A 26515-nucleotide genomic window follows, 5' to 3' on the forward strand; every position below is an offset into this window, starting at 1 on the left:
TGCTCGACGTGATTGACCTCGATTTGCAAGTGACCGACAGCGAGGGCAACCGAATGCGACTGGAAGACTACAACCGCAATCTTCTGAAAGGTTTCTACAGCCTGTTCAAGGATGCCGACGAGGACCTCCAGTTCGTGATGCTGACAGGTGTCACCAAGTTCTCGCAGGTGAGCGTGTTCAGCGGATTCAACCAGCCGGAGGATATCAGTATGTCAGGCGATTTTGAGAGTCTTTGCGGCATAACCAAAGACGAATTACTGTCCGTATTTGACGAACCGATTCACGAACTTGCAGACAAATTCAAAATCAGTTATGGCGAAGCCGTTGAACGGCTGAAAAAGAAATACGACGGCTATCATTTCGGCGAGGAAATGATAGACATCTTCAATCCCTTCAGTATCCTCAACTGCCTCAAGTCAAAGAGAATGCATAATTTCTGGTTTGCTTCAGGCACACCAACATACCTTGTGCGCCTGCTTGCCCATAGCAACGAGAACATCAACGAGCTGGTGGGCAGATACTACGATGCCTCACTCTTCATCGATTATAAGGCTGATGTGGAGAAACCACTGCCGATGATCTACCAAAGCGGATATCTCACGATTAAGGATTGCAATATAGACCGTAATACATATTGTCTCGACTTTCCGAACGAGGAAGTACGCAATGGATTTATCGAAACTCTCGCTTCACGCTATTTCTCAGAATCATCCCGACCAAAATCTTGGGTAAATGATGTGACTGATGCTTTAGAGAAGGGTGACACCACAAGAGTCGAGAAGCTCATGACCTCACTCCTCTCTTCTGTCACCTACCGTTTCCAGCGCAAGCAGGACCCGATGGAGTGTGAGCGGTATTTCCAATACACGTTCTATCTCATCGTCAAGATGCTTGCCTTCTACAGCACTGTGGCAGAGAAGGAGACGAGCGAGGGGCGCATAGACTGTGTGGTGGAGTGTCCTGGCTATGTCTATATCATCGAGTTCAAACTCAACGGTTCGGCCGAGGCAGCACTCCAACAAATAGAAGAAAAGGGTTACGCCAAGCCCTATGCAGCCGACAACCGCAAACTCATAGCCCTCGGCATCAACTTCTCATCGGAGAAAGGCACCATCGACGGATTCCTGCCCAAAGAGATATTACATGGCAAATAACGTTATTAATTGAAGTTTCCCATCCTTATAACTATTCTCTAACGAGTTTTGTGGCATGACAGTAGTCGTTCTCGCTATTTCCATTCCTATGAATTTGTGGCAGAATTACACATTTTTCCTATGAAAAACGTGACACTTCGCACATTTTTAATATTTATTATTCTGTAAGGGGAAAGATTGACCTGCTTATTAACATCCGTTACATCTCCTCCCAGAAATCCTCGGGCAGGGAGATGTTCTCCACTTCTGCCGCCTTGGCAAAGAGGGGAGCTATCTCATCGGGAGAGAAGCCTGCTATGCCACAGCCAATACGGGTGACGAGGAAATGCTGGTCGGGATGCAGCTTGGCGTAGGCGATGAACTTATCTACATAGGGACGAATGGTATCCACTCCTCCCTGCATGGTGGGGATGGCATAGCTCTGACCCTGAATGCCATCGCCGTTGCCCATTACGGCACCAAAATATAGATGGGCGATGCGGGCGGCACCGCCTCCGTGCATACCGGCAAGGTTGCTGCCAAAGACAAAAACCTCGTTGGGCTTGAGACTCGTGATAAAGTCGGGAGTCACGCGACCTTCTTTGTTGATAGCTTTCATATCGCATTTTATATTTGATGATTACACCATTTAAAGCGTAACGTTACGTTACTATAAGCGTAACGTTGCGTTTCCATAATCCTAACGTTACGTTTCCCGAAGTCTAACTTGCCATAATTCCAACCCGTCGGGGATAAGATTAAAATGCCAATCACGTTTATTCTGAAACTACAACATCATAGAGCCTACAGAGTCGTTGGACAAGGCAGTGAAATAGTTTAGGCACGCAAACCGTTGAGCGGCGATTTCTTAGGAATTAAACCGAAACTTTAACACTTTCACACTCAATAGCAAGGAATATCCTGAAAATATGATTCAATAAATTCATCAGGCGTAAGAACTTTTATCAACGATTTATCTGCATTTGCGAAATCCTTCTTGTTAAGCGTCAACAATAATTCTGCGCCACAACCCAATGCTGATTGGAACTGATATCCATCTTCCAAATCAACAAACTCATTACCATTTAAGCATGACAAAATACCCTCTTTGCTCAAAGAAGCGACATCACAAATAGTGAGAATGAACTTAAGTATGCTTTTCAGTTCTTCAAGACGCTCAGGGTTGCTCTTGCCTTCTTGTTTAAGATGTCTATCTATTAGATAGGTAATTGTATAAAAACCTCCAACAGACATATATAAATGGCAATCTGATTTAGAACAACGGTCAAGTATAGTAAAAACTATTTCAGAGTATCTCCTTTTCTCGACAAATTCAATCAGTATATTAGTATCTAAAAATAAAATCATACTCCGTATTTATCTGACAGATAATCATCACGCAATGTGTCCTTCCCGCAATACATTGGAGTGAAACGCCCCTTTAATTTTGATAAAGAATATGCATCACCAACAGATTCCTGTGGTTTCTCGACTTCCACACTTGATGTAATCGCATTACCTACCCTTGTGGCAATCCAGCCCATTCTTGAGGCTATCGCCTTAAAGAACTCGATGTCACTATTAGGTATCGTATATTGCATACCATCTGATAATATAGCTGTTGTCATACTTTCCCTCTTATTATTTGCCGCAAAAATACGAAGAATTTATGTAACCACCAAACAAATCTACGAAAATCTTCTCACAAAACAGAAAAAAGTTATATCTTTGCAGCAAAAAACAAGAGACGACATGAAGAAGATTATCAACCCTTGGGAAGGAATGCCAGGCTACAACTGCATAGGCTGTTCGCCAGACCATCCCTTCGGATTCCATCTCCACTTCTATGAGGACGGGGACGACATAGTGAGCCAATGGCAACCCACACCCGACTTCCAGGGATGGGTGAACACACTGCACGGAGGAATACAAGCCCTGCTGCTAGACGAGATATGCGGATGGGTGGTGACACGCAAGCTACAGACTGCCGGCGTGACATCGCGCATGGAGACAAGATACAAGCGTCCGGTGTCAACATCCGAACCGATGCTAACCCTGCGTGCCCATATCGTGGAGCAAAGGCGCAACATCGTAACCATAGAAGCCACACTCTCCGACTCTACCGGCAAGGTATGCACCGAAGCCACCTGCACCTATTTCGCCTTCCCAAAAGAAAAGGCTGAGCGCGACATGCACTTCAAGGAGTGTGCGACAGAGGAAGAATAACCTTGACCTTATTAGGTCTTAACTTACGACCGACGCAAGTCTTAACTTATGACCAGCATCGGTTTTGTAGGTATAGCTGTCTTTCAGCTTTTCGTATAACTCTAAAATATTCATATTTGTCGTTATTCCTCTTCCTTATTTCATTTCTCCATGTCAGCCTTCAAGGCTTCCTTCTGCATTCGTCTGGTGAGATCCTCGCGAAAAATGGTCTTTTGCTTCAGATTCTTGAAGTCTTCACCTGGCTCCCAGTTAACATTAACGGCCTTGATGTGCTTGTCGGGATTGAAATCGTCTATGGTTTCAGCTCCCTCGCATACAAGAGTAGGGTAATACCTACCCATCTCGGCAAGGTCAATTTTGTAGCCTTCGGCCATCTTATCCGCCATGGCTTCGGCAATGGTGGAGATGACAGCCTTATAGTCACCTTTTCTGAAAGCCGAACCATGGAGGATGATATAGTCCAAGAGTTCGTCTATCGACAGGGTCTTCTCATATTGTGCGCAGGCATAGACTTTTTTGCCGCGCTCGGGATAACGTGGGTGACCACGCTTAACGAGGGTGTACTTCATATTGATTGCATCGTTTTATTATACACTTGCTATTATGCGCTGCAAATATAATAAATATTCTGATTGGATGCAAGCTATAAAGTGAAAAAGTTTGAATTATCTCCCAATAAAAGGCGATAAGGACTTCATGGATAGTAAGATTATTAACCTTACGGGATATAGATTAATAACGTTACGGCCGTAAGGTTAATAATCTTCATTCGTCAAAGGCTGTATTATAAAACAATAAGAGCCGCATCTCACGACGCAGCTCTTATCTAAAGATAATAATCTTTACTAAGTATTAATAAAAACCTAAATGATTACATCTAAATTCAGAAATAGCGCCACAACGCACACCGTTGTCAATAGTATATCCATTCATGCTTTTGGCGTATTGACAGAGAACAAGTTATTTCTTCACTACTTTCTTTCCGTTCATGATATAGAATCCGGCAGGGAGAGTAGAGATGTCTGTTCCATCGGCAATGCGACGTCCCGACAGGTCGAAGATTCCTTTCTTGGCTGAAGACTCATCGACCTTTACATCATCTATACCGGTAACAACGCCACCGAATCCGCGAACGAATCCTGCATAGGCATGCTTACGATAGTAGTTGATGTCCCAGATACCTACGGGCTCGCCACCGCGCCAACCACTGTTTGAAGGTGCGTCAGTAGGACACCAATGGCAGATACCCCACTGTTGGTCGGCTGGAATGATACGGAGATACTCCTTGACAATCCATTCGTAGAAGTCTGCCATTCTCTTGTGCTCGTCTTCGGTCAGGTCCGCGGTCTTTGCACTCGAGCCCCATCTGTCGTTACCACGTACATATCCCATGTCAAACTCGCTAACACGGACGAGTTTACCGGAATTGGCCATCAGTTGGAACATATTGGTGATATGCTTTTTGATATTATTCAGTATCGTCTCGCTCTCATGGCAGCTGATGTGCATCTGTGTGCCGATACCATCAATCTTGGTCACGCCGTCGGCCTCCCATTTCTTTATCCAGTTGATGAGCGACTTCACCTTTTTGTTGTCATCCCAATCTGACTCCAAGTTGTAGTCGTTGATGAAGAGCTTAATGTCCTCTGGTCCATATTTGCGTGCAAGACGTGCTGCCTGACGCACATATTCGAGGTCGCCCATATAGTCCTGCCAGTAGAAGGCGTCGCCTCCTACGTCCCATGTACCATTGGGGTTATAGCCTTCAGAATGTTGCAAGGGGTAGTTGCCCTCGCCGTCGTTGCCCTCGCCGTCGTTGCCGCCGCCCGAAATTGCCTCGTTCACCAAGTCCCATGCCTTCACCTTACCGCCGCATGCTTTCATCATGCCACTTATCCACTTGTCCATGGCATATACCAGTGTGTCATGCCGCTCTTGCTGAGTAAGAGGAATGGTGGATGGCACATACACATAACTCAAGTGTTCGCAGATGACCGGAGTTTCCACTCCACCACGGTTTGTCTTTACCTTAAACGACGACACGTCAGTGCCCTCCAAGTCGCCGTTCTTTATTTTCTCCACTCCATTGATTTTCAGGCTCACATTATCGAAGTAATAATTGTTGGCATCAGCCAAATCGCTCATGTTGAAGGCGATGCTCTTACCAGCCTTACTGAGTGTACCCGAAAGTTTTATCGTCTTCCACTCTGTGGTGAAAGGAATATTGCCGAGAGCCTCATAGTGGACATAATTAGAGGGATCGTTGTGAATCTGAGTGGATACAGTGGCAGCCTTGTCGGCACGCACATCAGCAGTGAACTCAAATTTGCTATTTGCGCTGAAGCTGCCTGGCACCAACCAGAACTGGTTGTCCCATACCTCATCCACACGCTCAGTGGCCTCCACCTTAAGGCAGCGGCGATCTTCTGGCGCAGGTGAAAAGTTCCGTGGCAAGCAGAGGGTAGCCTAACCAAAAGATGATGCAGACATGATGCAGAAAGAAAAACTCTTTGTACCTTTGCATCCATGGAACAGAACAACTCAGGTATAAGTGCAGATTTTATCATCAGTTTCTTCCTTCCCGACGGGATGATAGACTGGTTTGAAGTAGTAAGAATAGTAGAAGAACCTAATACAGGCAATGCCCAGGCAGACATACTGTATAATAGTGTTCTCAACATTTACCTTGACGAGCGTGACAACCGTGAAGGCGAGCAGTTGGGATTAAAGCCTAATGGCTTCACTGAGGCTACGGTAATCAAGGACTATCCAACACGCAACCGCAATGTTTTGCTTCATGTAAGGCGCAGGCGCTATCTGGATGCAGATGGGCGAAACATCATACTCAATCAGTATCCTCTGACGGCAGACGGTACGAAGGTGTCCGTGGAATTCGGTCTTTTTTTTAAAGATAGCGATGGACACTCTTCCATTGACGGCAGCGTCATTAGCAAGATTCTTTCATATTAAGGGCAGCGAGGTAGAACGCTACTACAAGCATCACCTCAGTGACTACAAGGATTGGGACCAGAAGGATCATGCCGTTGACTGGGTCTTGCTCGCCAAGAACATCGGCAAGCGTTGCAGTATAGATGAGACCCAATTGTGCGAAGAGGCGTACACCATACTCTCCAACAAGGACGGACATGGCCGCAAAGGCTCTGTTATTGCTATTGTCAAGGGCACAAAGGCTGAGGTCGTATCTCGGATTATCAAGATGATACCGGCAGAGGAACTTGCCAAGGTTGAGGAAATCACAATGGACTTCAGCGATTCCATGTACAGCATAGCCAAGCAGTGCTTCCCGAATGCCGTCATCGTCATTGACTGCTTCCATATCATCAAGCGCCTATGTGAAGGACTTGAGTCAATGCGCCTGAAATTCAAGCGCCTCGCAGTCACTGAGAACAAGAAGGCAGTTGCGGCTTTTGCACAGAACGAAGACCGCAAGGCAAAGAGGCGTGCATACTATCGTAGGAAGCATCCGAAGAAGCCTGGTGAGAAGCGAGGTCGCAAACGCATCAAGAAGCAAAAGTATAAGCCTAAGGAACTCTCCAATGGAGATACAAAGGTGGAACTGTTGACCCGTTCAAGGAACCTGCTTGCCCAGAGCGGTGAGAAATGGGGTGAGCACAAGAAGGAGCGTACAAAGCTGCTCTTTGACCTGTATCCGCAAATGAAAGAGGCCTATTCGCTCATCTGTAAAGTACGTGACATATTCAAGCGCAAGCTCACAGTGGACGAAGCAAGGACTAAACTGCATGACTGGTACAAGGAGGTCAGTGCATGCACATTCAGAGAAATCAAGTCTGCAAGAGATTGTATCAAATCAAGGGAAGATGAGGTGCTGAACTACTTCATCAAGCGGTCAACCAACGTATCTGCATAATCTCTCAACTCAAAGATGAAGGGCTTTAGGGTACAGCTACATGGTATTGCGGACATACCTTTCTTTCTGTATCGTGTCTGCACCATCTTTGGTTAGGCTACCCTCTGCTTGCCACGGAACTTTTCACCTGCGCCGGATTATTTGGAATCAAGAACAGCCTTGTTGAGTCTTGTCAATGGCGGTCTTACAATCACTGACAAAGAATTCCTGTTGTCGTTTGAGCAAGGAGACCCGATTGGCAGAAATGTTGCGCTGGTGACCTTTCACAATACCCTTCTGTGCAATGGAAGCTGCTCAACATAAGGAAACTGAAAGAAAGTAACCCCGTAAAGTTTGAACAAGGAGTCAATAAACTTAGACGATACCTTCTGGATAGTACAACTGGCAAGACAAACGACTGACATCTTCCACTATTATAATAGGAAAGAAGCAAGTGGGCATATGGTGCAACTTGCGGAGAGCAGCTAATGAAACAGGAATTGCATCTTTCGAAGGATAAAGTTAAAAGTACAACAGACGGTCGAAATAGGAAAAGAGTCTGCAAACCTTACCAAGAATGACTGCCTTTTCGGATAAGGTGACCATTTGTGCATTCAAGCAGGATTTGTCTATAGGAAACTGTGATGTAGATTCATTGCATGAGTAAGTTCACGAGTTTTCCCAAAAATCAAAGTGGAATGGAACCATAGAGTTTTTTCTTTTTCGACTGTCACTATTTTTTATTGTGAAAAGGAAAATTACCACGGCAAAACAGGCATCATTAGCAAAAAAGTAGCACAAAAAAACGGGGAAATGCTACCAAGCACCATTAATCATCCGTTCCAGAACGGAAATGGACGTGTTGGACGTTTAATTCTGTTCCGTGAATGTCTCCGCAACGATGTGATGCCGTTTGTCATTGACAACAAGCACATGATGTTTCTGTTCCCAACTGATTGCCCTATTCAGTTGACAACTGATTGCCCTGTCATTCCACTGCAACGCATGAAACCCCAACTTGCACCATCAGTAATACCAAAAGTAGTAGCCAATAATCGTGTGCAAAGGTACTGTTTAATCGAGTGTAAACGGTTTCAATAAGGATTTCTGTTGCAAACGAGAGCAGAGCCAAGCTCGTTTGAGCTACGACCAAGGCATGTACCTGCTGTTCCAATGCGTGTGGACACTAAGTTCTGTTCAGTAAAGGGTATTAGAAGAAATACGCCCAATAAGAATTAGAGAGTATAGTTTTGAGGCGACCGATGTCTCCTGACCTCACCAATCGCATGGCGTTGGGGAATGCCTCACGCACCTCTCTGCTGATGTTGTATTTCTCCAATATCTCCGGCTCTTGGGGAGCTATCAGCATAAGAGCCTCCTCATAGTAGCGGGGAATCCTCTCGCCGTTGGCATACTGACGGCTCGCGACAACCTGAAAAGCTGGATAGAACTCGTTGCCGTCCTTTCTCGCTAGAAGTCCACAGAGCAGATAGTCGGCATACATGCGGTTCTTGGGATAGCGGTCGCACATGGCACCCATAGTGACAAGGAAGTCGTGGGAGTAAAACGGTTCTCCTTTTATCTCATAATTAGTTTTCTTGTTTTTTATTGCCTCAAGTTGCGGGCGACGTTTTTGTGCCCAGTGACGCATCACTGTGGAATGGTCAAGTATGTCGAGATATTTCTTCGCCAAGGGATAGTCCTTGGTCTCAAGACATATCTCTACGAGTCGTCGAAGTATGTTGAAATTGATGCCGAAGTTTGATTGAATCTGTTCCTGGAATGAGTGGTGGATAACCTCGTTAGGCATTCTAAGCTCACGGAACAGCACAGCGTTGAAACTGTGGCATAGAGGCTCGTCGCGGTCAATGAAAAGGAAATCACTGTCAGACATTACGCCATAGGCGAACATGTTCTCTGCCAGTAGTCCCTTCACGTTGAGTGCGAGCAAGGCATAGCGACGGGCTATAAAACTCTCCTGCGCATGCTGTGGAGTAACTACTTTGAGTATCTCGTCCCATTGACGATTGTTGGCAAGATATTCGAGCTGGCAATAGTAATGGTGTATGTTGTTGCGCTTGTCTTTGAAACCAAGATTATAAATTGAAAGACAGAATAATGCCAATGACGCGACTGCAGACAGCACTCTATTTCCCACTAACGAAGGCATGCGTAAAGGCTGTCTATGACGTATTGTGGCAAGTTCAACTATTAATGCTATAAACAGGCCAACTCCACACCATGTCACTGAGTCCTTTAGCGAAGTGTCCCAGAATTGGTTGTCTAAAAACACCGCCACAGGAATAAGCGAAAGCCATAGCAGCGGCTTTGGGTTGTGAAACAGGCGTATCACAATCCATTCCCCGCAAAGCATAATAAGCACGGGGAACATTGCCTGAAAGGCTGCTCCAACCATAGGATAATAGTAGAACTGAAGTATATACGATCCAATGATTTTGCAGAAGTCGTCGGGCATGGTTGAGGCAAGGAAGGTAAGGTCTGGCAGGTCGGAATAATAGCTGTAGCCCTCAAGCCATATGAGAACATAGTAGTAACAATTGTACCATACGAGCCATACTGCCACGAATAATGCCAAGGGATAAATACTTGCCAAAAGAGGCAGGGATATTTTCTGGAATTTCATTTTTCTTGTTTTTGTTTATTTTGAAACATCTTGTCGCCTCTTCATCACTGTATCAGTTTGTCTGGACATCTGAAAAGCTCCACTGTAGATTCAGGCATATCCACTTTGCCATCTACAAACTCGGGCACATTGAAGGATTTCAGTCGGAGAGTGTTCTGACGAGGGTCTTTCTGTGGCAAAAGGAAAGGCTTGCCTGCATTGCCGTTCTTGTCGAAATGACCGATGAACAGGCGTGTATAGCGACCATCCAACCTTCTTGACGAAAAAAGCATCCATCGTCCGTTAACTGACCATGAGTGGTAACTTTCCGTGTTGTCCCGGTCGTTCCATACCTTTACATCCACCGCCTTTCCACTTGTCAGGTCAAGCATTGCAAGGTCAGCCTCGTTATGCCAAATAGGGAATGTACCGAATGCCGACAGTGTGAAGCAAAGATAACGTCCGTCGGGTGACACGCGGGGGAAAGATGCACTGCCACCGTTCACCCTCGCATTATATACTGTGTCAATTGTCTCGCCAAACTTACAAGTGTTGCTGTCGAAAGCCACACGCACAATGTTGTAGTGAAGATCCTTTCGCTCGTCGGGCATGTTTTTCGACGGGGCTGAACAGAAGTAGAGCCATTTGCCGTCTGGTGACCATGTGGGGAAGGTTTCCATATTTATTTCTTCTACAAAGCGTGGGTCGCTGACAATACGGTCTTCCTGTGTGTCATAGACAACGAGATCTGAACTACGGTCATAAACCTCGATAGGCTGCCGTCCTTGTCCATAGAAACTCTGGCGGGTTACGTTAGAGGCAAATGCGATGTAGCGTCCTTTGGGATGCCATGCAGGATAAACGACGCTCTTTTCCGGTTTTACCTTGTGTGTGTTCCCATTTTCAAGAAACACCGTTCCTCCTTTTTCGCCACGGGCATGGAACATCATGCGCTTTGATGAGCGGCGGTCGAAATGATGGCAATTTATGCAGGCGCTCTTTGTGATTTTGTTTGACACTATCTCATACTCGTCAAATGAGGATAGTTCACGCTCGTATATTCCCATCTGTCTCCATGCCTCGTAGCCTGGTTCTATCAGTCGGTAAGCTATGTAAGGGTCAATAGTGTCCTTTGATACAAATATGTCAAATGATTTGTATCTCACTCCTTCCGGTTTTTCTTCATTCCAAACCGACACTTCCACACTGAGACTCTTGCCTGCGGCCTTTGTTGTCATGTCACTCCAATCTTCGATAGAGATGTCAACAACACCTTCGCTGCCACAAACAGTCTCCAGTTCCATTTCTTCGAGACAAATTTTTGCCTGTATATGTTCAGCACCTTCCACCATGAAGTTCAGTGGAGCAATGTTCAATGGTATTGTCACACCACAATAATCTGGAAAAATCTTCGGCAACGCATCAATACTTTCCGCCGCCTCTTTCTTTCCATTGCAGCTTGACAGAGTCACCAAGATGCCAATCAAACCTATAAAAATGAATTTTATTCTGAGCATTTTTTGAAGTTTCCAAACATTTTGAGAGAATAATGTAACATGGGCTGTGTCTCACGACGCAGCCCATGATTTTGGATAAACAATTATCCCCTTTGAAGTATTAATAAAAACCTAATTGCTTGCTATTTAGAGTACTCCTTGCCCTGCAAACCGTCAGCAAAACCTGCATAGGTGTGCTTGCGGTAGTAGTTGCTGTCCCAAAGACCTACAGGCTCGCCACCACGCCAACCGCTACTATCAGGAGCGTCGGTGATGCACCACTGAGTGATGCCATAGCGCTGGTTGGCTGGGATTATTTCAAAGTATTTTCTAACTATGAAGCTATAGTATGCTGCCATCTTCTTGTGCTGCTCCTCGGTGAGGTCCTCGGTCTTCACGGATTTGTCGTTGGCATCCACGAAGCCCATGTCGAGCTCTGAAATCTTGCAGAGCTTGCCGCTCTCCTTCATCAGTTGGAGCATCTTTACTACATGCTCTTCCTTGCTCTTCTGGATGTTGGCATCAGCATAGCATGAGACGTGCATCTGCGAGCCGATACCGTCAATCTTCGTCACTCCGTCAGACTCCCATTCCTGAATCCAGTGGATAAGCGACTTTAATTTCTTGTTGTCGTCCCAGTCGCTCTCGAGGTTGTAGTCGTTGATGAAGAGCTTCAGCTCGCCCTGACCACCATTCTCAGCAAAACGCTTGCGTGCCAAGCCCACTGCAGTACGGACATAGTCCAAATCGCCGAGATAGTCTTGCCAGTAGAAGTTGTTAGCCTTGTCGTCCTCACGGACAGTGTTTCTGGTGGCAGACTGGAGATCGTACCATCCGTCGCCGTCCTTATCATCTCCTGACAGAGCCTCGTTGACAACGTCCCATGAGGTGACGTAGCCTTCGCATGCCTGCATCATGCCAGTAATCCAGTTGTCCATAGCCCATGTGAGGGTGTCCTTCTTCTCCTCTGGAGTTAGAGGAATCTTGTTGCCCTTCTCTACGGTGTACCAGTGGATGTCGGCAAAGTAGTAGTCAACCTGGTTTTTGTTGACATTGAGGTTAAAGGCAATCGACTTCATGCCGTCGCCAGAAGCAGGGATTGAGGAAGTTGCCTCGTAATACTGCCATTCGGTGGTGAAACTTGGGTTAGTGGGCAACATCTGATAGTGCTTGTAGCCTCCTGGCTCACCATGACATTGAGATTCAGAACCAGCTGCTTCAGAAGCCTTATACCAGAATGATATCTTATATTTCTCACCACCAGCCCACGCCTTGTCGGGAGTGTAGATGAAGAACTGAGTATCCCAAGAGTTGGTAGGATTGGCAATAGATGTAATCTTAATACAGTTCTTTCCTTCGGGACCGCCAGCTATAGGATTACCGGGAACATCGCCCTTGCCAGCCTCACGCACAACGAAGTTGTTCATTGGCTTGCCTGCAACCATTTCGCCGTTGGTCAGCTGGTCGTTGAAGATTTCTATTGCGGGAGCCTCAGTGTGACTAACCTTCACCCACTTTATCTCCAAAGTTCCGTCAAAGCTGCCTGGCTGGAATACCACAAAAGAGTTCCCTGCCAAAGCACTGTTGAACTGAATGGTCTGCTCTTCCCATTCGGTGCTGAATGCCAATGGACCTGTCTCCATGCCGCCCCAGTCACCGAACTGTACGTTGAGCTGACCTTCCTTTGAACCACGAATCATGGCAGTCACCTTATAGGCCTTTCCCTGCTCAGTAGGACAACCGTCGAGCACGAAATACTGGTGCCATTCCGTCGGGTTGTTGCTAGTGAGCACTCCGTCGATGATGTCCGGCTTGTAGCCCATCACATAAAACGGGAAGCTGGCATAGTCGGCGAAGTTGGTCTTCTTGTCCTCCACCTCGTTCTTGGCATTGGGGTCAATTGGTATCTCCTTTGGCGCGATGATGCCATTGAGATAATTGTTGTTCTGCTGCGAATGCCATGCGAGAGTGTGACCATAGATAGTTATGCCGTTCTCCTTGGCATTGTTAACGAAGGTTGATACCTTGCCGAAGTCCATAGCTCCGTTGTCAGCCACACAGGAGGCATACTTCATGGCGTTGCCGGCTGTCATCTCGTCGAAGTTTGAGTTGGCAAGGCGAGTCACCACGCCACCTGCGTTGTAGTCGTCTGCCGCCAGTGCGACTCCCAACTTGAAGTTGGGATTAGCACTGCGGTCAACGTATGCTTTCAATGCGTCATAGTCTGCAAGATATTCCATACCCTCTATAGAGGCAGGCTTCTCGAATGCAAACCCGAGCTTGTCGTCGTCAACACAGGATGTGCTGACAGCAGCAGCAAGAAGCATTGTTCCTAAAATCTTGTTTGTATGTTTCATACCTTTATTGATGATTTTTTATCTGAAACCATTTTTATTTATCTTATCACTCTACCGTGAACCACTCAGCCTTGACACCACGGTCGCGAACGACGAGGATGTCCTTGGTGTGGCACTTTACGCCGCGGTACTCAACGGTGTAGTCGAGGTAAAGGGCGTCGCGGTCCTTGCCGCCCCAGCTGTTCTTCTCGCCCTTGTCCTTGTACTCACCAGTGCCTGAGGCAACAACACCCTCGCTATTGGAAGTTACGGTACACTTGCCGCTTTCGTCGAAGGTGAGCTTCAGACGGCAGTCAACGTTGTTGCCCTCAGCGTCCTTTGTGGGACGAGCCCACTCCACGATGTTGATGCCGAGAGTTGAGAATCCGTTGATTACCTCGTCCTTCTCAACATACTCTTCCTGGCGTGTCACTGTGCCTGTCTTTGCGCCGCTATACTCGTCAACACCACGACGCAAATAGTTGCAGTCGTACTTGCTGATATATTTCACAGCGTAGAGCACATAGTCCTGTGGCAGAACATCCCAGTGGTCGGGATTTGTGCGAGAGGGAGATGCTACACCTTCCTTTGCCTTGCCAACGAGGATGCTGTCGGCACCTGTAACGTGTGTCATCACAACAGGAATGACGTAGTTGAGCTGTGGCGACATAGGGTCGTTGAAGTAAGCGTCGGTGAGCTGAACTGTCACGCCGCCGATAACCTTACCGCTTGGGATGACAATTTTGTCGCTGCTCAGCGTGTAGTGTGAGGCTGGCATAGCCACGATGGGCTGTCCGTTGTCCTTGAACTTCTTGCCGTCGCAGAGAGAGTTGTCAACCTTGATGTCGATAATCCTATCTGTAGTGTTCTTATACACACCGCCCATGGTAGCCATGATCTGGCACTTGTGCTCGTTGTCGAGTGAGGTGTCATAGACATCCTCGCCGAGGATTATGGTGCGTATAGGGCTCTGTGAGGCGAAATATACCGCTGTGTGGTCGTAGTCTGGGAACTCCCAGTCGCCATTCTCACAGCTTGCTGTTGCAAGTGCCACTGCAGCCAAAGCCATCAATGATTTTATGCTGTTTACTTTCATCTTTATATTCAGGTTTTATTAATTACTTTTATTACCAGCCTTTGTTCTGAACGAGCTGGTCGAACTTCAGCGTCTCGCTGTAAGGGATTGGTCCCCAGTACATGTAGTCCTTGAAGTCGCGCTTCTCAACATCTACAACCTGGTAGTGGTTGTTCTCAATTCTCATACCTTTGACGGTTTCGTTGAGGTTAGCCTTCCAGCGACGGAGGTCCCAGAAACGGTAGCCTTCGAAGCAGAGCTCAATGCGGCGCTCGTTGCGGATGAGCTCACGCATCTTCTCCTTGTCGTTCTTGATGCTCTCAAGATATCCGTCCTCGTCGTTGATGTCGCTGATGCCTGCACGGCTGCGGATAGCCTTGATAACGTCGTAGGCAGAAAAGCCGAACGAACCCTTGCCCTGTGGTCCCCAAGCCTCGTTGGCAGCCTCGGCATAGCCAAGGAAGAACTCGGTGTAGCGCATGAGTGGTTTCATGTGGTGCTGGTCAGTAGTGGAACTCGGGTCGCAGTTGACACTCTCGCAGAGCAGCTTCTTCATATAGTAACCTGTCCTGGTTGACTTTCCGTCGAACTTGTTCATCGCGTTGTTGTCTGTTCCGTCAACAGCTGTGATGATGGTCTTGCCGCCATACTGTGAGTTGTTGTGAATGATGAACTGCTCGAAGCGTGGGTCGCGGTCGGCGTATGGATTCTGTGGGTCGTAGCCACTTCTTGCGTCGGTGATAGGATAGCCGTTAGCTGCGGGGAAGGCATCAACAAGGTTCTGTGAAGGGTTGATGCGGCCATTGCCGAACAGCGTCGGGACGAAGTTGTTTGACTCGATTCCGTGGCTCCCGCCTGCATTAGTACGCCACAGCCATTCCTTTGTGTTCTGACCTTCAGTGAGATTCTGTAATGCTTTCGGGTCGGTGTACCAGAAGTTGCCGTTAGGATCCATCTGTGAGACTGGGTCGTTGCCGAGGAATTTCAACACGTTGCCCATTGCCTGTGCTGCCTGCTCCCATGTAACGCCAGAGCCGTCAGCGAAAGCTGGGCTGGCAGCCATGAGTGAAGCCTTTGCCAAGACTGCTGTAGCTGCCCGAAGACTCATGCGGTTTTTGGCATGGTTACCGAACACACGGTTGTAAGATGCCATAGTGGCACCCATCGACTTGTACTTGGCTGGCACTTCATTGTCAGAATTGATATCGCCATATTCGTCGGGAAGCATCTCCACTGCTTTTGCCACGTCGGCTTTAAGCAGGTCCATGCAAGCCTTGAAGCTGTCGCGTGGCTTGTTGAAGTCGGAATTGACAGTCTCAGACTCGGTGAGCACCGGAATGCCGAGCAGCTCGCCGCCGTCGGTCCATCCGGCATGAGCCTGAAGGAGATAGAACATATAGAGGGCACGCATACCGTAAGCCTCGCCCTGGAAACGAACCTTGTAGAGTTCGGAAACTACCTCGTCTTTAGCCCACTTCACATTCTCGGAGAGCTCGAGGAACTGGTTGATGTACTGCCAAGAGGCGCGCAGGCGCTGCCACTGGTCTATAGGATTGTTGTCCTTGCGCCATGCACCGGTGGCAATCTTGCGGTAAGAGTCGTTCACGTCGTTGGAAACAGCGTCGTCGGTGGCTGTCTCCGTCCATGGATAGTCCTCACCGCCATTGCCGAGCGGATTACTCAGGTAGGCATGTCCCAGCAGTCCCACAGCCCATGAAGGCATGTCCTCAAGCTGCGTCATGTCCTTGTGGTTCTCTGGAGCTGGGTCGAACAGGTCGTCGCAGCTGGTGAGAGAGACCATCATTGGCGTTATGATAGAAAGTATTGCTACTTTTTTTAATGTTTTCATTTTTCAGTAAATTAATATGTTACAATGTTTAGAACGAAGCCTTGAAACCGATGTTGTAGGAACGCATCTGAGGAGCCGATCCTACTTTCATCTCCAGTATCTCACGCTCCTTGGCGATGGTCAGCAGGTTGCTTCCACCCACGAAGACATCGACACCCCTGATGAAAGAGTCCTTGAAGAGTGACTCTGGCAGAGCATAGGTAAGCTGTACGCGAGCCAGGTTGAAACAGTCTTTCTTATACATCCAGAAGTCAGAGTTACGATAGTTGTTGTCGCCGTTGGTTGTCGTCAGACGTGGATAGGCAGCATCAGTGTTCTCAGTTGTCCAATAGTCGCGTGCGGCCTCAGAATACTTGCCGTCGCCACGCATCCACCAGTAGGAGTTGTCCTTCATGCCGTAGCCGCCGAGGTATAGGTTACCCATTGCGAAGAGGGTGAAGTTTCTCCACTTTGCAGTGAGGTTGATACCGCCAACGAAAGGATTGTCCCAACGGCCGAGGAATACGCGGTCGTTGTCGTCAATCTTGCCGTCGTTGTTCTGGTCCTTATACTGCAAGTCGCCAGGGCGAACCTCGCCGAAGGTCTGTGTTGGAGCTGCGTCAATCTGATCCTTTGTCTGGAAGATACCGAGAGTCTCAAGACCCCATAAGCCGTTGAGAGACTTACCGACGGCTGAGAGATAGTCGTACTCGATGTTCTCGTCGCGCTTGTCGGCTGTGCTCTTCACCCATGTGCCGCTTACTCCGAGAGTGAGGTCAACCTCGCCGAACTTCTTGTTGGCATAGACGCTGAAGTCGATACCCACTCGCTTGTCAACATTGTAGTTAACGAACGGAATGATGGAAGAGGTTGGGTAGCCCACCTGTGTGAAATAGTTAGGATAGAGCGACGATACGCGTGCCAAACCACCGTCCATCTTGCTGGTGAAGAAGTTGGCGTCGAAGGTGATGAGCTTGTTCCACAAAGAACCGCGCAGACCTACAGAGAACTCCTTACGCTTTACGAAGCCGAGGTCCATATTGTCACCACGCTGGAACTCTGTCACTGATCCACCCTCAAGGTCGCCCCAAGAGTACCATCCGCCCTGCTGAACGACTGCCTTCCAGAGGTAGTAGCCATCCTCGTTCTCATCGGCTGTGATGTCGATGTCCTGGTTGATGATGCCGCCGGAGGCTGTCAGCATAAGGTCGTCAACGAAGGTGTCCTTGAGCAAGTCGTTAGATATGCGCCAACCAAGTGTGACAGTTGGAGAAATGGCACTGCGCTTGCCTTCGGGCAACTTTGTTGAGTAAGGCATTGCCGCACTGAAATCGATATAGTAAGTGTGGTCGTAGTTGTACGACAGCTGCAAGCCAAGGTTGGCGTTGGTGGTGCGGTGATAGTGACCGCTGCGCTGTGTCTGCCAAGCGTTGGCGAGGAGCATTGCGAACACGTTGTGACGCTTGTCGAAAGTGCGTGTCCAGTCAAACTGTCCCGACACGTTGTAGGTGTAGCGGTAAGCTGAGTTTGAGATGTTCTCGCTGCCTGTCTTCTCGTCCTTACCAAACTGGGTGATGCTACCAATCATGTCCTTGCCGTTGTAGTTTGTCCACGACGGAGAGTAGGTGGCATATTTGTTGCTGTAGCCCTGATTGTAGGTGGAAGCGTAGTCGATACCATACTTTGCACGGAACATCAAACCCTCAACAAGTTTGCCGAGATTAACGTCGAATTCAGTGTTGAACTGGAACTGACGGCTAACAAACTTGTTGTCACCTGCTGCGAAAGCGTCGGCATAAGGGTTGGTAGGATTTGTCTGTGTTCCACCGAAGAAGTATCCGTTCTGCAGATAGTTACTGTTCATCACAGTACCAAGGGAGTTCTTGTCGGTCTCCTCGATGTAGCTGATAGGAATCAGCGGAGCCACGAGGTGTGGACGTAGCGTGGCAGCCTGTGACCACCAGTCGGTCTTTGCGGCGTAGGAGTCGTAGAAGGTAACGTTGGCGTCGGCCTTAGCGGTGAGCCAGTCGTTGAACTTCACGTCCATGTTACCACGCACGAAGAAACGGCTTGTGTAGTTGTCCTTGGTCTTGCCTACTTTCAGAATGTCGTTCTCACGATAGTAACCCATAGTGGTGTAGTATTTTACGCGTCCACTGCCACCTGTCACTTCAAGTATTCCCTCGTAGCGTGTCGAGGCTGCACGACGATAGTCGGAGTCGTACATGTCGAAGTTTGGATAGCGGTATGGGTTCTCTCCCGATGCGAAGTGGTAGATTTCGTCGTCGGTATAATTTGGTGTCATCAAGCCATCGTTCTTGCAAGCCTGGTTGTAGAGCGACATGTATTCAGCCGATCCCAAATACTTTGGGAAAGCTTTTGGTGTGTTCATGCCTCCGTTGGCATGGACGTTGATGCGCAGGTCGCCCATCTGTCCGCGCTTGGTGGTGATTTGAAGCACACCCTTGGCGGCACGTGGTCCATAGAGTACCACTGCAGCCGATCCCTTGAGCAGAGTTATCTGTTCAATCTCCGTAGGTAGCACGTTGTTGGCATCGCGCACCATTCCGTCAACCACCACGAGATAGTCGCCGTAGCCCCAGAGTCCGTTGTTGACTCCACCGACTACATTCTCAATGTAATCCAAGCTATAGCTGCTGTAGTTCTTGGCAGCCATCTCTTTCATATCTATTGCAGACACGCCGTTCAGAAGATCCTGTTTATCCACGGAACGGAATGCTACCTGCACTTTGTTGTCGAGCGTGTCGGCGAAAGCGTCCAAGGCTTCGTCGGTCTGTGCAAAAGCACCCGAGGCTGTGGTTGCCAGCGTCGCACACAACGCAATTCCTTTATATATTTGTCTCATTGTTTATCTTATTTAGGGTATTATACATTACCTTTACCATCCGGGATTCTGGCCAAACTCAGGATACATCGTGACGTCGTCGGTCTTGAAAGGCAACCAGTAGTGCTTCTTCGACAGTGCGCGCTTGATGATGATCTCCTCGCGGAAGTTCTTCACCTTGTTCTCCTTCGGGTCAACATTCGGGTCGAACTCGCCATCGCGGTCAAACTTCTGGCAGGTCTTGATGTTGTATGGATATTCAGTGAGCAGCTTCCAACGGCGCAGGTCGTTGAAGCGGTGTCCCTCGAAGGACAGCTCAACGGCACGTTCGCGGCGAACCTCACCCATGAACTTCTCAAGCGATGCTGTGTAGGCAGCGTTGACATGCTCAACACCGGCACGGTCGCGGATTACGTTGATGGCATCCTCTGCGGTGAGCGAGCAGTTGGGTGACTTACCCTTTGCGCTTCCATATCCCTCGGCGGCAGCCTCAGCATACATAAGATATACGTCGGCAAGACGAAGATAAGAGATGCTCATGTGAAATCCCCAGCCATAGTCGTTGTCGGAGGTGTTGGCACCGATAGGTATGAACTTGTAGTTAAGGTAACCTGTGCGGCTTGTTGACTTCGGGTCGTTAACGCCATTGCCACCCTCATAGAAATTAGCATATTGGTAAGGCTTGTGGTCCGATGTAGGCGACTTTATCATCTTCACTCCGTCGTAGATGATGTCGTGATAGAAACGTGGGTCGCGATCCTTCCAAGGCTGGCTCTTGCTGAAGCCAGAGTTGGCATCGTCGAGAGGCAGACCGTTTGCCATACCATAGTAGTTAACGTAGTTGGCTGACGGATGAAGTATAATACCGTCACCATTACAGATGGCTGAAAGCTGATAGGAGTTCATCTGACGCCAGTATGAGTCGGCATTATAAGTGACGTGACGAACAATAGCTTCTGTACCACCAGGAACGAGGAAGTCTTTGCGCGAATAGAACAATGTGCTGTAGTCCTCGAAATCGACCAACTTATATTGTGTCTCGCCGTTCTCCACCATAGTGAGGACCTGTCCGAGAGCCTCGGCTGCAGTCTTGCAACGTGCAGCATCATATTCCTTGCTGTTGCTGTCAACGCCCTGTGCCATCAGTGGGCTACCGGCATAGAGGGCAGCCTTGCCAAGATAAGAGAGAGCCCAAATCTTGTTTGGACGGAACTCGTTCTTGCCCTGTGTAGGACGACCTGTGGCAGTCTTGTCCCAGTCAACTGGCAAAAGCTCTGCAGCACGCTTGAAGTCGGCAATCATGAGGTCGGCACATTCCTGATAGCTCAAGCGAGGCAGATTGAATTGTGCTGATGGATCAAGAGGCTCTGTCATATATGGCAGACCGCCCCAGTAGGAGCAAAGCTGGAAGTAGAACCAGCCACGGAAATAGCGAAGCTGTCCCTCAATAAAGTTGCGTTGCTCCTGTGTGGCATCAACAAGAAGTCCGTCCTCAAGAGCCTTCAGACCCACGTTGGCCTGACGGATGGCATACCATCCACCGCCCCAGAGAGCCTTGTCGAATCGGGCACCGCTACCACCTGGTTTTGCGTCAACATACCATTCCCTGTCGAGGAAACAAGCTCCATTGTTGAAATAGCTTCGGTAGTTTCCATTATCAATCTGGAATCCCATCAAGTACTCGCCGTTACCTGTAGTGATGACCTCGTCCTCACCCCAGTTGAACGAGCTTACCCAATAATGTCTTGAGAAGTCGGGGATGACGTTGTACATCACCTCGACGTAGCCCTGGAAATTGTTGAAGTTCTTAAACGCATCCTCCTTGGAGAGCACAGATGCCTCGTCGCGCTCCAGATAGTCAGTACAAGAACTGAAGCCGAGCGTGCAGCACATCATTGCGCCAAGAACATATTTTAATTGTTTTTTCATCGTTTCTCTTGTTAAAGTGTAATTTTTAGACCTAAATTGAAACGGCGCTGTGTCGGGTAGGCACTACCGCTCCAGCCGTTTGAACTGGTGTTTGACTCACGGTCGTCGGGCATGTCTGTCCAGAGTGCGAGGTTGTTACCGTTGATGAACACCTTAAGACTCTGCAAGCCCAAAGACTTCAGCCACTTCTCTGTTGAGAAGGTGTAGGCTACCTCTGCATATTTCAGACGGAGGTAAGAACCATCGTAGAGGAAGCGGGTTCCATTAGTGTAGTTGCTCTTCTGGGTTAACCAGCGTGGCAGAGGCATTCCGCTGTCAGGATTGTCCTTCGACCAATATGGCTCTGTTTCGTAGTAAGCGGTGTTGCGTGTACCACCAAGACTCTCAAGGGTTACGACACGTGACACGTTGTTGGTGCCATAGAACTGCACGAATGCGCTGAAGCCCTTGTAGTCGAAACCGACTTGGAAGTTGCAGGTGTTCTGAGGAACAGAGGTGAACGCGTAAGGCACTTGGTCGTTGACCGTAATCTTACCGTCGGCATCGTAGTCGAGAATGATGTAGTTGCCTGGCATGCGGGCATCGTCCTTCTCGTCGTGGGGTGTGCTACCATAGAGCTCGTCCCAGTTGTTGTAGTAGCCGTAGTCAACGTAAGTATAGGTCTGACCGATTCCCTTGCCCGCCTTCTTCTGGTACTCTGGTTTCAGCAATGGGTCGTCAGCCTCAATAATCTCACTCTTGGCGTGAGTGAAGGCAATGTTACCCCAAAGGCGCCAGTCCTTGTTGAGCTGCTTGTTGAAGCGGAGGTCAAGCTCGTAACCAGAGCTGTTAACCTTACCTTTATTAGCGACAGGCGCGTTGCCACCGAAGTAGCTTGGTACAGCACGGTCGTTGCCATTGATAAGAATGTCAGAACGCTTTTCGCTGAAGTAGTCGAACGAACCTGTAATCAAGCCGCCAAGGAAGCCGAAGTCGGCTGCGATGTCGAGTTTCTTGGCTGTCTCCCAGTGAAGGTCGGGGTTACCAAACTGTGTCTGCTGCCACCATGTATAATTACTCTTTGAAGGGTCAACGCCTGTAGAACCTTGGGGTGTTGCTCCACTGTTTGACCATGAGTCCATATAGAGCCAACGTCCAGAACCTGAAACCTGGTCGTCACCAATCTCACCATACGAGGCACGGAACTTCAGCATGTCGATGATGTGCTTGTCGCGCAGAGGCTTCATGAAGGCTTCCTCGCTGATCATCCATCCGATGGCTCCTGAGTTGAAGAATGCGAAGCGGTTGTCGGAAGAGAAGAGCTCCGAACCGTTGTAGGCTCCATTGTACTCCAACATATACTTGTGTGCGAAATCGTATGTTGCACGGAACACCCAGTTCTCACGATAGTATGGCTGCATGCTACCTGTTGCATACTGCTCACGGCTGAAGTTACCCATTGCTCCTACGGTGTGCTTGCCGAAGGTGTTCGAGTAGTTGAGCTGTGCTGAATAGTTCACGCGGCGGTAGGACATCCAGTCGTTCACACTACCTGCACCAGTCTTCCAAGCCACATTATTCTTATAGTCGAACTTGTAGTTCTTGTCAGTGGTAACGTCGGTCTTTATCTCACCTGTATCTGGGTCAATCCACTGGTGTGCGTCATCCTCCCAGTCGGTTGTGTCGTCGATACCACGACCTGTCTCGTTAAAGGCGTTGTCGAATGCCAGACGTGCCTGGAAAGTAAGTCCCTTGGTGATGAAGCCGAGGTCCTGCTCGATGGTGAAGTCGGTGTTCAGACGGTCGTTGGTCGTATAGCCTATACCACCGCAGATGAGATACTCCATTGAGTTGGCTGCAGCCTGTGTCGGGTTAGGATTGTAGTATCCATACACACCGTTGCTGTAGATAGGACGGAACGAGTCGGGAGAAATACCATAGAAAGCCGACCATACGAGGTTCTCATACTGGGCCTGTGTCGCCTTCTTCACTGAGTGCGAACCAGAGAGGTTTACATGCAGCTTGGTTGTCTTTGTAAGATTGAAGTCGAGGTTTGAACGGACGTTCACGCGGTCATAGGAGAAACCTGGCTGATAGCCACGCATGGCTGGCAGAGTCTTATAGATGTCGCCCTCATGCGCGTAGTCAACACTTGCGAAATACTTCGCAAACTTCGAACCACCGGAGATGTTGATGTTTGCCTGATAAGAGGCTGCCACGTCCTTAAGCAGCTCGTCCACCCAATTCACGTTTGGATAACGCTCAAACTCTTCGAGGTTGGCAGGGTTGCGGTACTTGTTCAGGCGGTCCTGTGTCAGATAGTAGGACCAAGCCTCAGGACGATAAGGAAGCTCCGCCTCGATAACCTGGTTGCGCAGGCTGAGTGCATCGTAGGCATCCATCATGTCAGGAAGCTTTGAATAGGTCTTCAGCGTTGAGCTGGCACTGATGTTCACGGTAGCCTTTCCTTCCTCACCGCGCTTGGTGGTGATGAGGATTACACCGTTGGCACCTCGCACACCGAACACAGCCGTTGCGGAAGCGTCCTTCAACACTGAGATTGTAGCTACAGAGTTGATGTCAACACTCGACATCGGACGCTCGATACCATCCACAAGCACGAGAGGAGCAGAGTTGTTCCACGACGTGACACCACGAATGGTGATGGTCGGGTCCTCGTCGCCAGGCTGACCTGTAGAACTCATGGTAACAACACCTGGAAGGTTACCTGAGAGAGCCTGTCCAAGGCTGGTCACACCACCAGTACGCTCCAGCACTTTGGCTGTGGTCTGGGTGATGGCTCCCACGACAGACTCCTTCTTCTGTTGGCCGAAACCGACGACAACCACCTCTTGCAGTTGGTTGTCCTCTTCGAGGCTGATGTTAAATACTCGTTTCTTGCCCACTTTAACTTCCTTGGTCACCATGCCGACGTAAGAGAATACGACGACAGAGTTCTCTGAAGGGACTGTGAGCTTGAAATCTCCACTAAGGTCAGACACTGTACCATTGGCAGTGTTGCCCTTTACAAAGACAGATGCGCCGATGAGTTCCTCGCCTGCTGTATCAGTCAGTTTACCGGAAATCTCAATGCCCTTTTGGGCGAAGGCTCCGATACACATCGAGAACAGCAAGAGGAACAGTGCGACTGTCCTTCTCATAGTTGGTTGTTGTTGTCTCATGTCTCTTTGATTTTGGAACATGCGTTAGTTATTGAAAAAATTAATAAATACTTAGTTACGTTTTTTGTTTTCGTCTGCAAAATTAACGATATTTCATTAATCACAAGATATGTAAATGTAACACATACTTTGTCATTTGTTACATTTTGCAGATTTAATCATCTTTTTCGCCTTTCCATCGGTCTTTATGATACAAATGCCGTGGTGGTTTGAACCAACGGGACGTCCCATAAGGTCGAACGAGCGGGTGGACACTGGTGAGGGCTGCGGGGTGGGGAACAGGGCGTCGATGCCTGTCGCCTGAGCCTCGTAGAATTCCTTGTACCATTGGAAACAAGTGTAGGCGCAACATTCTTCGTAGAGATTGCCGGCAACGCTGAAGTTCGGACGGACCATGCCCGACTTGAGATACTCGTCGATGTCGATGAGGTCATCGGTAGAGGTGAGCGTCATGCCGATGTTGCCGTAATGGTCGTGTACGGCTTTCCATGCGTTGCCCCACTTTGAGGTGGAGGCAGTGCCCCATGTGCCGTAGTTAGGTTTCACCCATTCGCCCCATTCGTTGTACTTACCCTCACCATCGGGATTTTCCGGACTCCAGTCAATCTCGGTCACCATGATGGGGTTGGTATCTACAACCGGCACCTGGACGTGAAATTGGCTGATGAAGGCGTTGTGGTTGTAGCTCTTGTCGCTCGCTCCGTACCATCCGGGATAGACATGGACGGCATAGCCGAAGTTGACGTCGTTTATGGGATATTGGGCATAGTCTGCATATTGCGACTGGTAGCCTGCTCCAGGCACCCATATGACCCCGTTGAAACCATTGTCGCGAATGACATCGATAACTGGCTGGAAGAAGTCGCGGAGAGCCGACTTCGAGCTTGAGCCGTCGGCGGCATAGACATGGACTGGCTCGTTGGCAAGCTCTATTGACACATGACCAGAGTGCTCCTTCAGCACGTTTGCCTGCGTCACTGTTCCCCACACTGTCTTAAGATAGGATTGGTAGTCGTCGCCGACCTTGATGTCCTTCGGGCATACTCCTGGCGGACGTAGGATGACATAGAGTCCGTGAGCAAGTGCCTTTTCCATCAGTTTTGAGTAGAGGGATTTCCAGTAGCGCACGAGACGCTGCGCGGAAAACTGGCTGATGTTGTGCTCGCCGCCTTCGCCTACCAAGGTCTTGTTGGGGTCGTTGGTCCAGCAGGGGTCGAGATGCAAGCGGAATACGGTGCAGTAGCATCCCTGGCTACGGTCGCTTAAGGCGGTGAACAGTTTCTCGAAATAGTCGAGGCAGGGCTGCACGTCTTCGTCGTTGTAGCCAGCCTTCCATTCTTGCCATCTCCATCCGTTGAAGTAGCGGTTGGGGGTGTCCATGACCCCATGTAGCGTCACGACTTTACCTTGTTCGTTGACAAGTTGGTTTCCGCTAACGTGGAGAGGCGGGAGGTCGTCGCTGGCGTGACTGATCATCGCAAGTATAAGTAAGAGTGCGACGGTTGAAAGTTTCACATTCATTGATTTTAATACTTCGGTTTTACAATAATTTGATTACTTTTGTATATTTCTCCAAAATTCGGATGCAAAGTTACTATAAATATATAAATAAGGTGTAATGGAAATGTAACATAAACTTTGTGAAATGTTACATCTTTTATTTACATTTGTCCCGAGAGCATTCCTAACCCATTCCGAGACCATCTCGAAGGATAGGAAAACAAGAAATGTTTACATATTTTGCAAAAATATGGCCTGACTGCATTTTTTTTCTACTTTTTCGCATTGGTTACCGATTTTTTTATGTATCTTTGTCGTTGATAATTTAACCTAAAATCCGCAACTATCATCCAATACACGATTAAGGGTAGATTTATGAGTCGTTAGTAGTAGCTTTCAGTAAAAAGCAACAGCACAACATCAATATGTAGCCAACATCCCCTTACCCCACGATGCGACTTGAGGTAATACGCAGATTCTAACCGGAAAGAAAGG

Annotated in this window: 19 protein-coding genes and 1 pseudogene; 6 read left to right on the top strand and 14 right to left on the bottom strand. The window is 48.5% G+C overall.

Features of this window, described 5'->3' with window-relative positions; all coding sequences use genetic code 11:
• Nucleotides 1-1154 (top strand): AAA family ATPase (locus CIK98_RS13945; RefSeq protein WP_141210556.1); only part of this gene is annotated, 1154 nt, incomplete at its 5' end.
• 199 nt (nt 1155-1353) lie between these two features.
• On the opposite strand, the gene CIK98_RS13950 is transcribed toward CIK98_RS13945, so the two are convergent.
• The 3 genes from CIK98_RS13950 to CIK98_RS13960 form a co-directional block, all read right to left on the bottom strand.
• Nucleotides 1354-1752: a hypothetical protein gene (locus tag CIK98_RS13950; RefSeq protein ID WP_094385265.1), complete on the bottom strand. Its 399-nt coding sequence runs from the start codon at nt 1750-1752 to the stop codon at nt 1354-1356.
• Nucleotides 1753-2036: 284 nt separating this feature from the next.
• The gene (locus CIK98_RS13955; RefSeq protein WP_094385267.1) at nt 2037-2501 is read right to left on the bottom strand and encodes a hypothetical protein; all 465 of its coding nucleotides are present in this window, start codon (nt 2499-2501) and stop codon (nt 2037-2039) included.
• Nucleotides 2498-2761 (bottom strand): hypothetical protein, encoded by a 264-nt coding sequence (locus CIK98_RS13960; protein ID WP_094385269.1) that lies wholly within the window; start codon nt 2759-2761, stop codon nt 2498-2500. The genes CIK98_RS13955 and CIK98_RS13960 overlap by 4 nt, the downstream gene beginning before the upstream one ends.
• A 124-nt stretch (nt 2762-2885) precedes the next feature.
• Here CIK98_RS13960 and CIK98_RS13965 point away from each other — a divergent pair, with 124 nt between their 5' ends.
• Entirely contained in the window at nt 2886-3359 is a 474-nt protein-coding gene (locus tag CIK98_RS13965) for a PaaI family thioesterase (RefSeq protein WP_094385271.1), read from the top strand.
• A 140-nt stretch (nt 3360-3499) separates the two neighbouring features.
• On the opposite strand, the gene CIK98_RS13970 is transcribed toward CIK98_RS13965, so the two are convergent.
• Both CIK98_RS13970 and CIK98_RS13975 read right to left on the bottom strand, forming a co-directional pair.
• Entirely contained in the window at nt 3500-3928 is a 429-nt protein-coding gene (locus CIK98_RS13970; RefSeq protein ID WP_094385273.1) for a hypothetical protein, read from the bottom strand.
• 391 nt (nt 3929-4319) lie between these two features.
• The gene (locus tag CIK98_RS13975) at nt 4320-5813 is read right to left on the bottom strand and encodes an endo-1,4-beta-xylanase (RefSeq protein WP_253249749.1); all 1494 of its coding nucleotides are present in this window, start codon (nt 5811-5813) and stop codon (nt 4320-4322) included.
• A 72-nt stretch (nt 5814-5885) separates the two neighbouring features.
• On the opposite strand from CIK98_RS13975, the gene CIK98_RS18755 reads away from it, so the two are divergent.
• The 4 genes and pseudogenes from CIK98_RS18755 (at nt 5886) to CIK98_RS19085 (ending at nt 8328) form a co-directional block, all read left to right on the top strand.
• On the top strand, nt 5886-6329 hold the full coding sequence (locus CIK98_RS18755) for a hypothetical protein (RefSeq protein WP_094385275.1): 444 nt from the start codon (nt 5886-5888) through the stop codon (nt 6327-6329).
• A complete protein-coding gene (locus tag CIK98_RS13985) occupies nt 6277-7248 on the top strand; it encodes a transposase (protein WP_253249750.1) in 972 nt (323 codons plus the stop codon). Before CIK98_RS18755 ends, CIK98_RS13985 begins: the two co-directional genes overlap by 53 nt.
• Before the next feature lie 135 nt (nt 7249-7383).
• Nucleotides 7384-7649 (top strand): annotated as a pseudogene (locus CIK98_RS18760) (hypothetical protein); the annotation flags it as partial.
• 271 nt (nt 7650-7920) lie between these two features.
• A complete protein-coding gene (locus CIK98_RS19085) occupies nt 7921-8328 on the top strand; it encodes a hypothetical protein (RefSeq protein WP_094385277.1) in 408 nt (135 codons plus the stop codon).
• 109 nt (nt 8329-8437) lie between these two features.
• Here CIK98_RS19085 and CIK98_RS13995 read toward each other — a convergent pair whose 3' ends face one another.
• From CIK98_RS13995 to CIK98_RS14035, 9 genes are all read right to left on the bottom strand, one after another.
• Complete coding sequence (locus CIK98_RS13995; RefSeq protein ID WP_094385279.1) at nt 8438-9871, bottom strand: DUF6057 family protein; 1434 nt, start codon at nt 9869-9871, stop codon at nt 8438-8440.
• 44 nt (nt 9872-9915) lie between these two features.
• The gene (locus tag CIK98_RS14000) at nt 9916-11337 is read right to left on the bottom strand and encodes a hypothetical protein (RefSeq protein ID WP_253249751.1); all 1422 of its coding nucleotides are present in this window, start codon (nt 11335-11337) and stop codon (nt 9916-9918) included.
• Nucleotides 11338-11489: 152 nt separating this feature from the next.
• Complete coding sequence (locus tag CIK98_RS14005; RefSeq protein WP_094385283.1) at nt 11490-13703, bottom strand: endo-1,4-beta-xylanase; 2214 nt, start codon at nt 13701-13703, stop codon at nt 11490-11492.
• A 46-nt stretch (nt 13704-13749) separates the two neighbouring features.
• Entirely contained in the window at nt 13750-14778 is a 1029-nt protein-coding gene (locus CIK98_RS14010) for a DUF5627 domain-containing protein (protein WP_094385285.1), read from the bottom strand.
• 31 nt (nt 14779-14809) lie between these two features.
• Nucleotides 14810-16606: a RagB/SusD family nutrient uptake outer membrane protein gene (locus CIK98_RS14015; protein ID WP_094385287.1), complete on the bottom strand. Its 1797-nt coding sequence runs from the start codon at nt 16604-16606 to the stop codon at nt 14810-14812.
• Nucleotides 16607-16634: 28 nt separating this feature from the next.
• On the bottom strand, nt 16635-19451 hold the full coding sequence (locus tag CIK98_RS14020) for a SusC/RagA family TonB-linked outer membrane protein (protein ID WP_094385289.1): 2817 nt from the start codon (nt 19449-19451) through the stop codon (nt 16635-16637).
• Nucleotides 19452-19484: 33 nt separating this feature from the next.
• On the bottom strand, nt 19485-21359 hold the full coding sequence (locus tag CIK98_RS14025; protein ID WP_094385291.1) for a RagB/SusD family nutrient uptake outer membrane protein: 1875 nt from the start codon (nt 21357-21359) through the stop codon (nt 19485-19487).
• 11 nt (nt 21360-21370) lie between these two features.
• Nucleotides 21371-24499 carry a TonB-dependent receptor gene (locus CIK98_RS14030; RefSeq protein ID WP_253249752.1) on the bottom strand — a complete coding sequence of 1043 codons (3129 nt, stop codon included), beginning with the start codon at nt 24497-24499 and terminating at the stop codon, nt 21371-21373.
• A 153-nt stretch (nt 24500-24652) separates the two neighbouring features.
• A complete protein-coding gene (locus CIK98_RS14035; RefSeq protein WP_094385293.1) occupies nt 24653-26041 on the bottom strand; it encodes a cellulase family glycosylhydrolase in 1389 nt (462 codons plus the stop codon).
• Between the last annotated feature and the right edge of the window lie 474 nt (nt 26042-26515).

This window comes from Prevotella sp. P2-180 (assembly GCF_002251435.1).
Taxonomy (GTDB): Bacteria; Bacteroidota; Bacteroidia; order Bacteroidales; family Bacteroidaceae; genus Prevotella.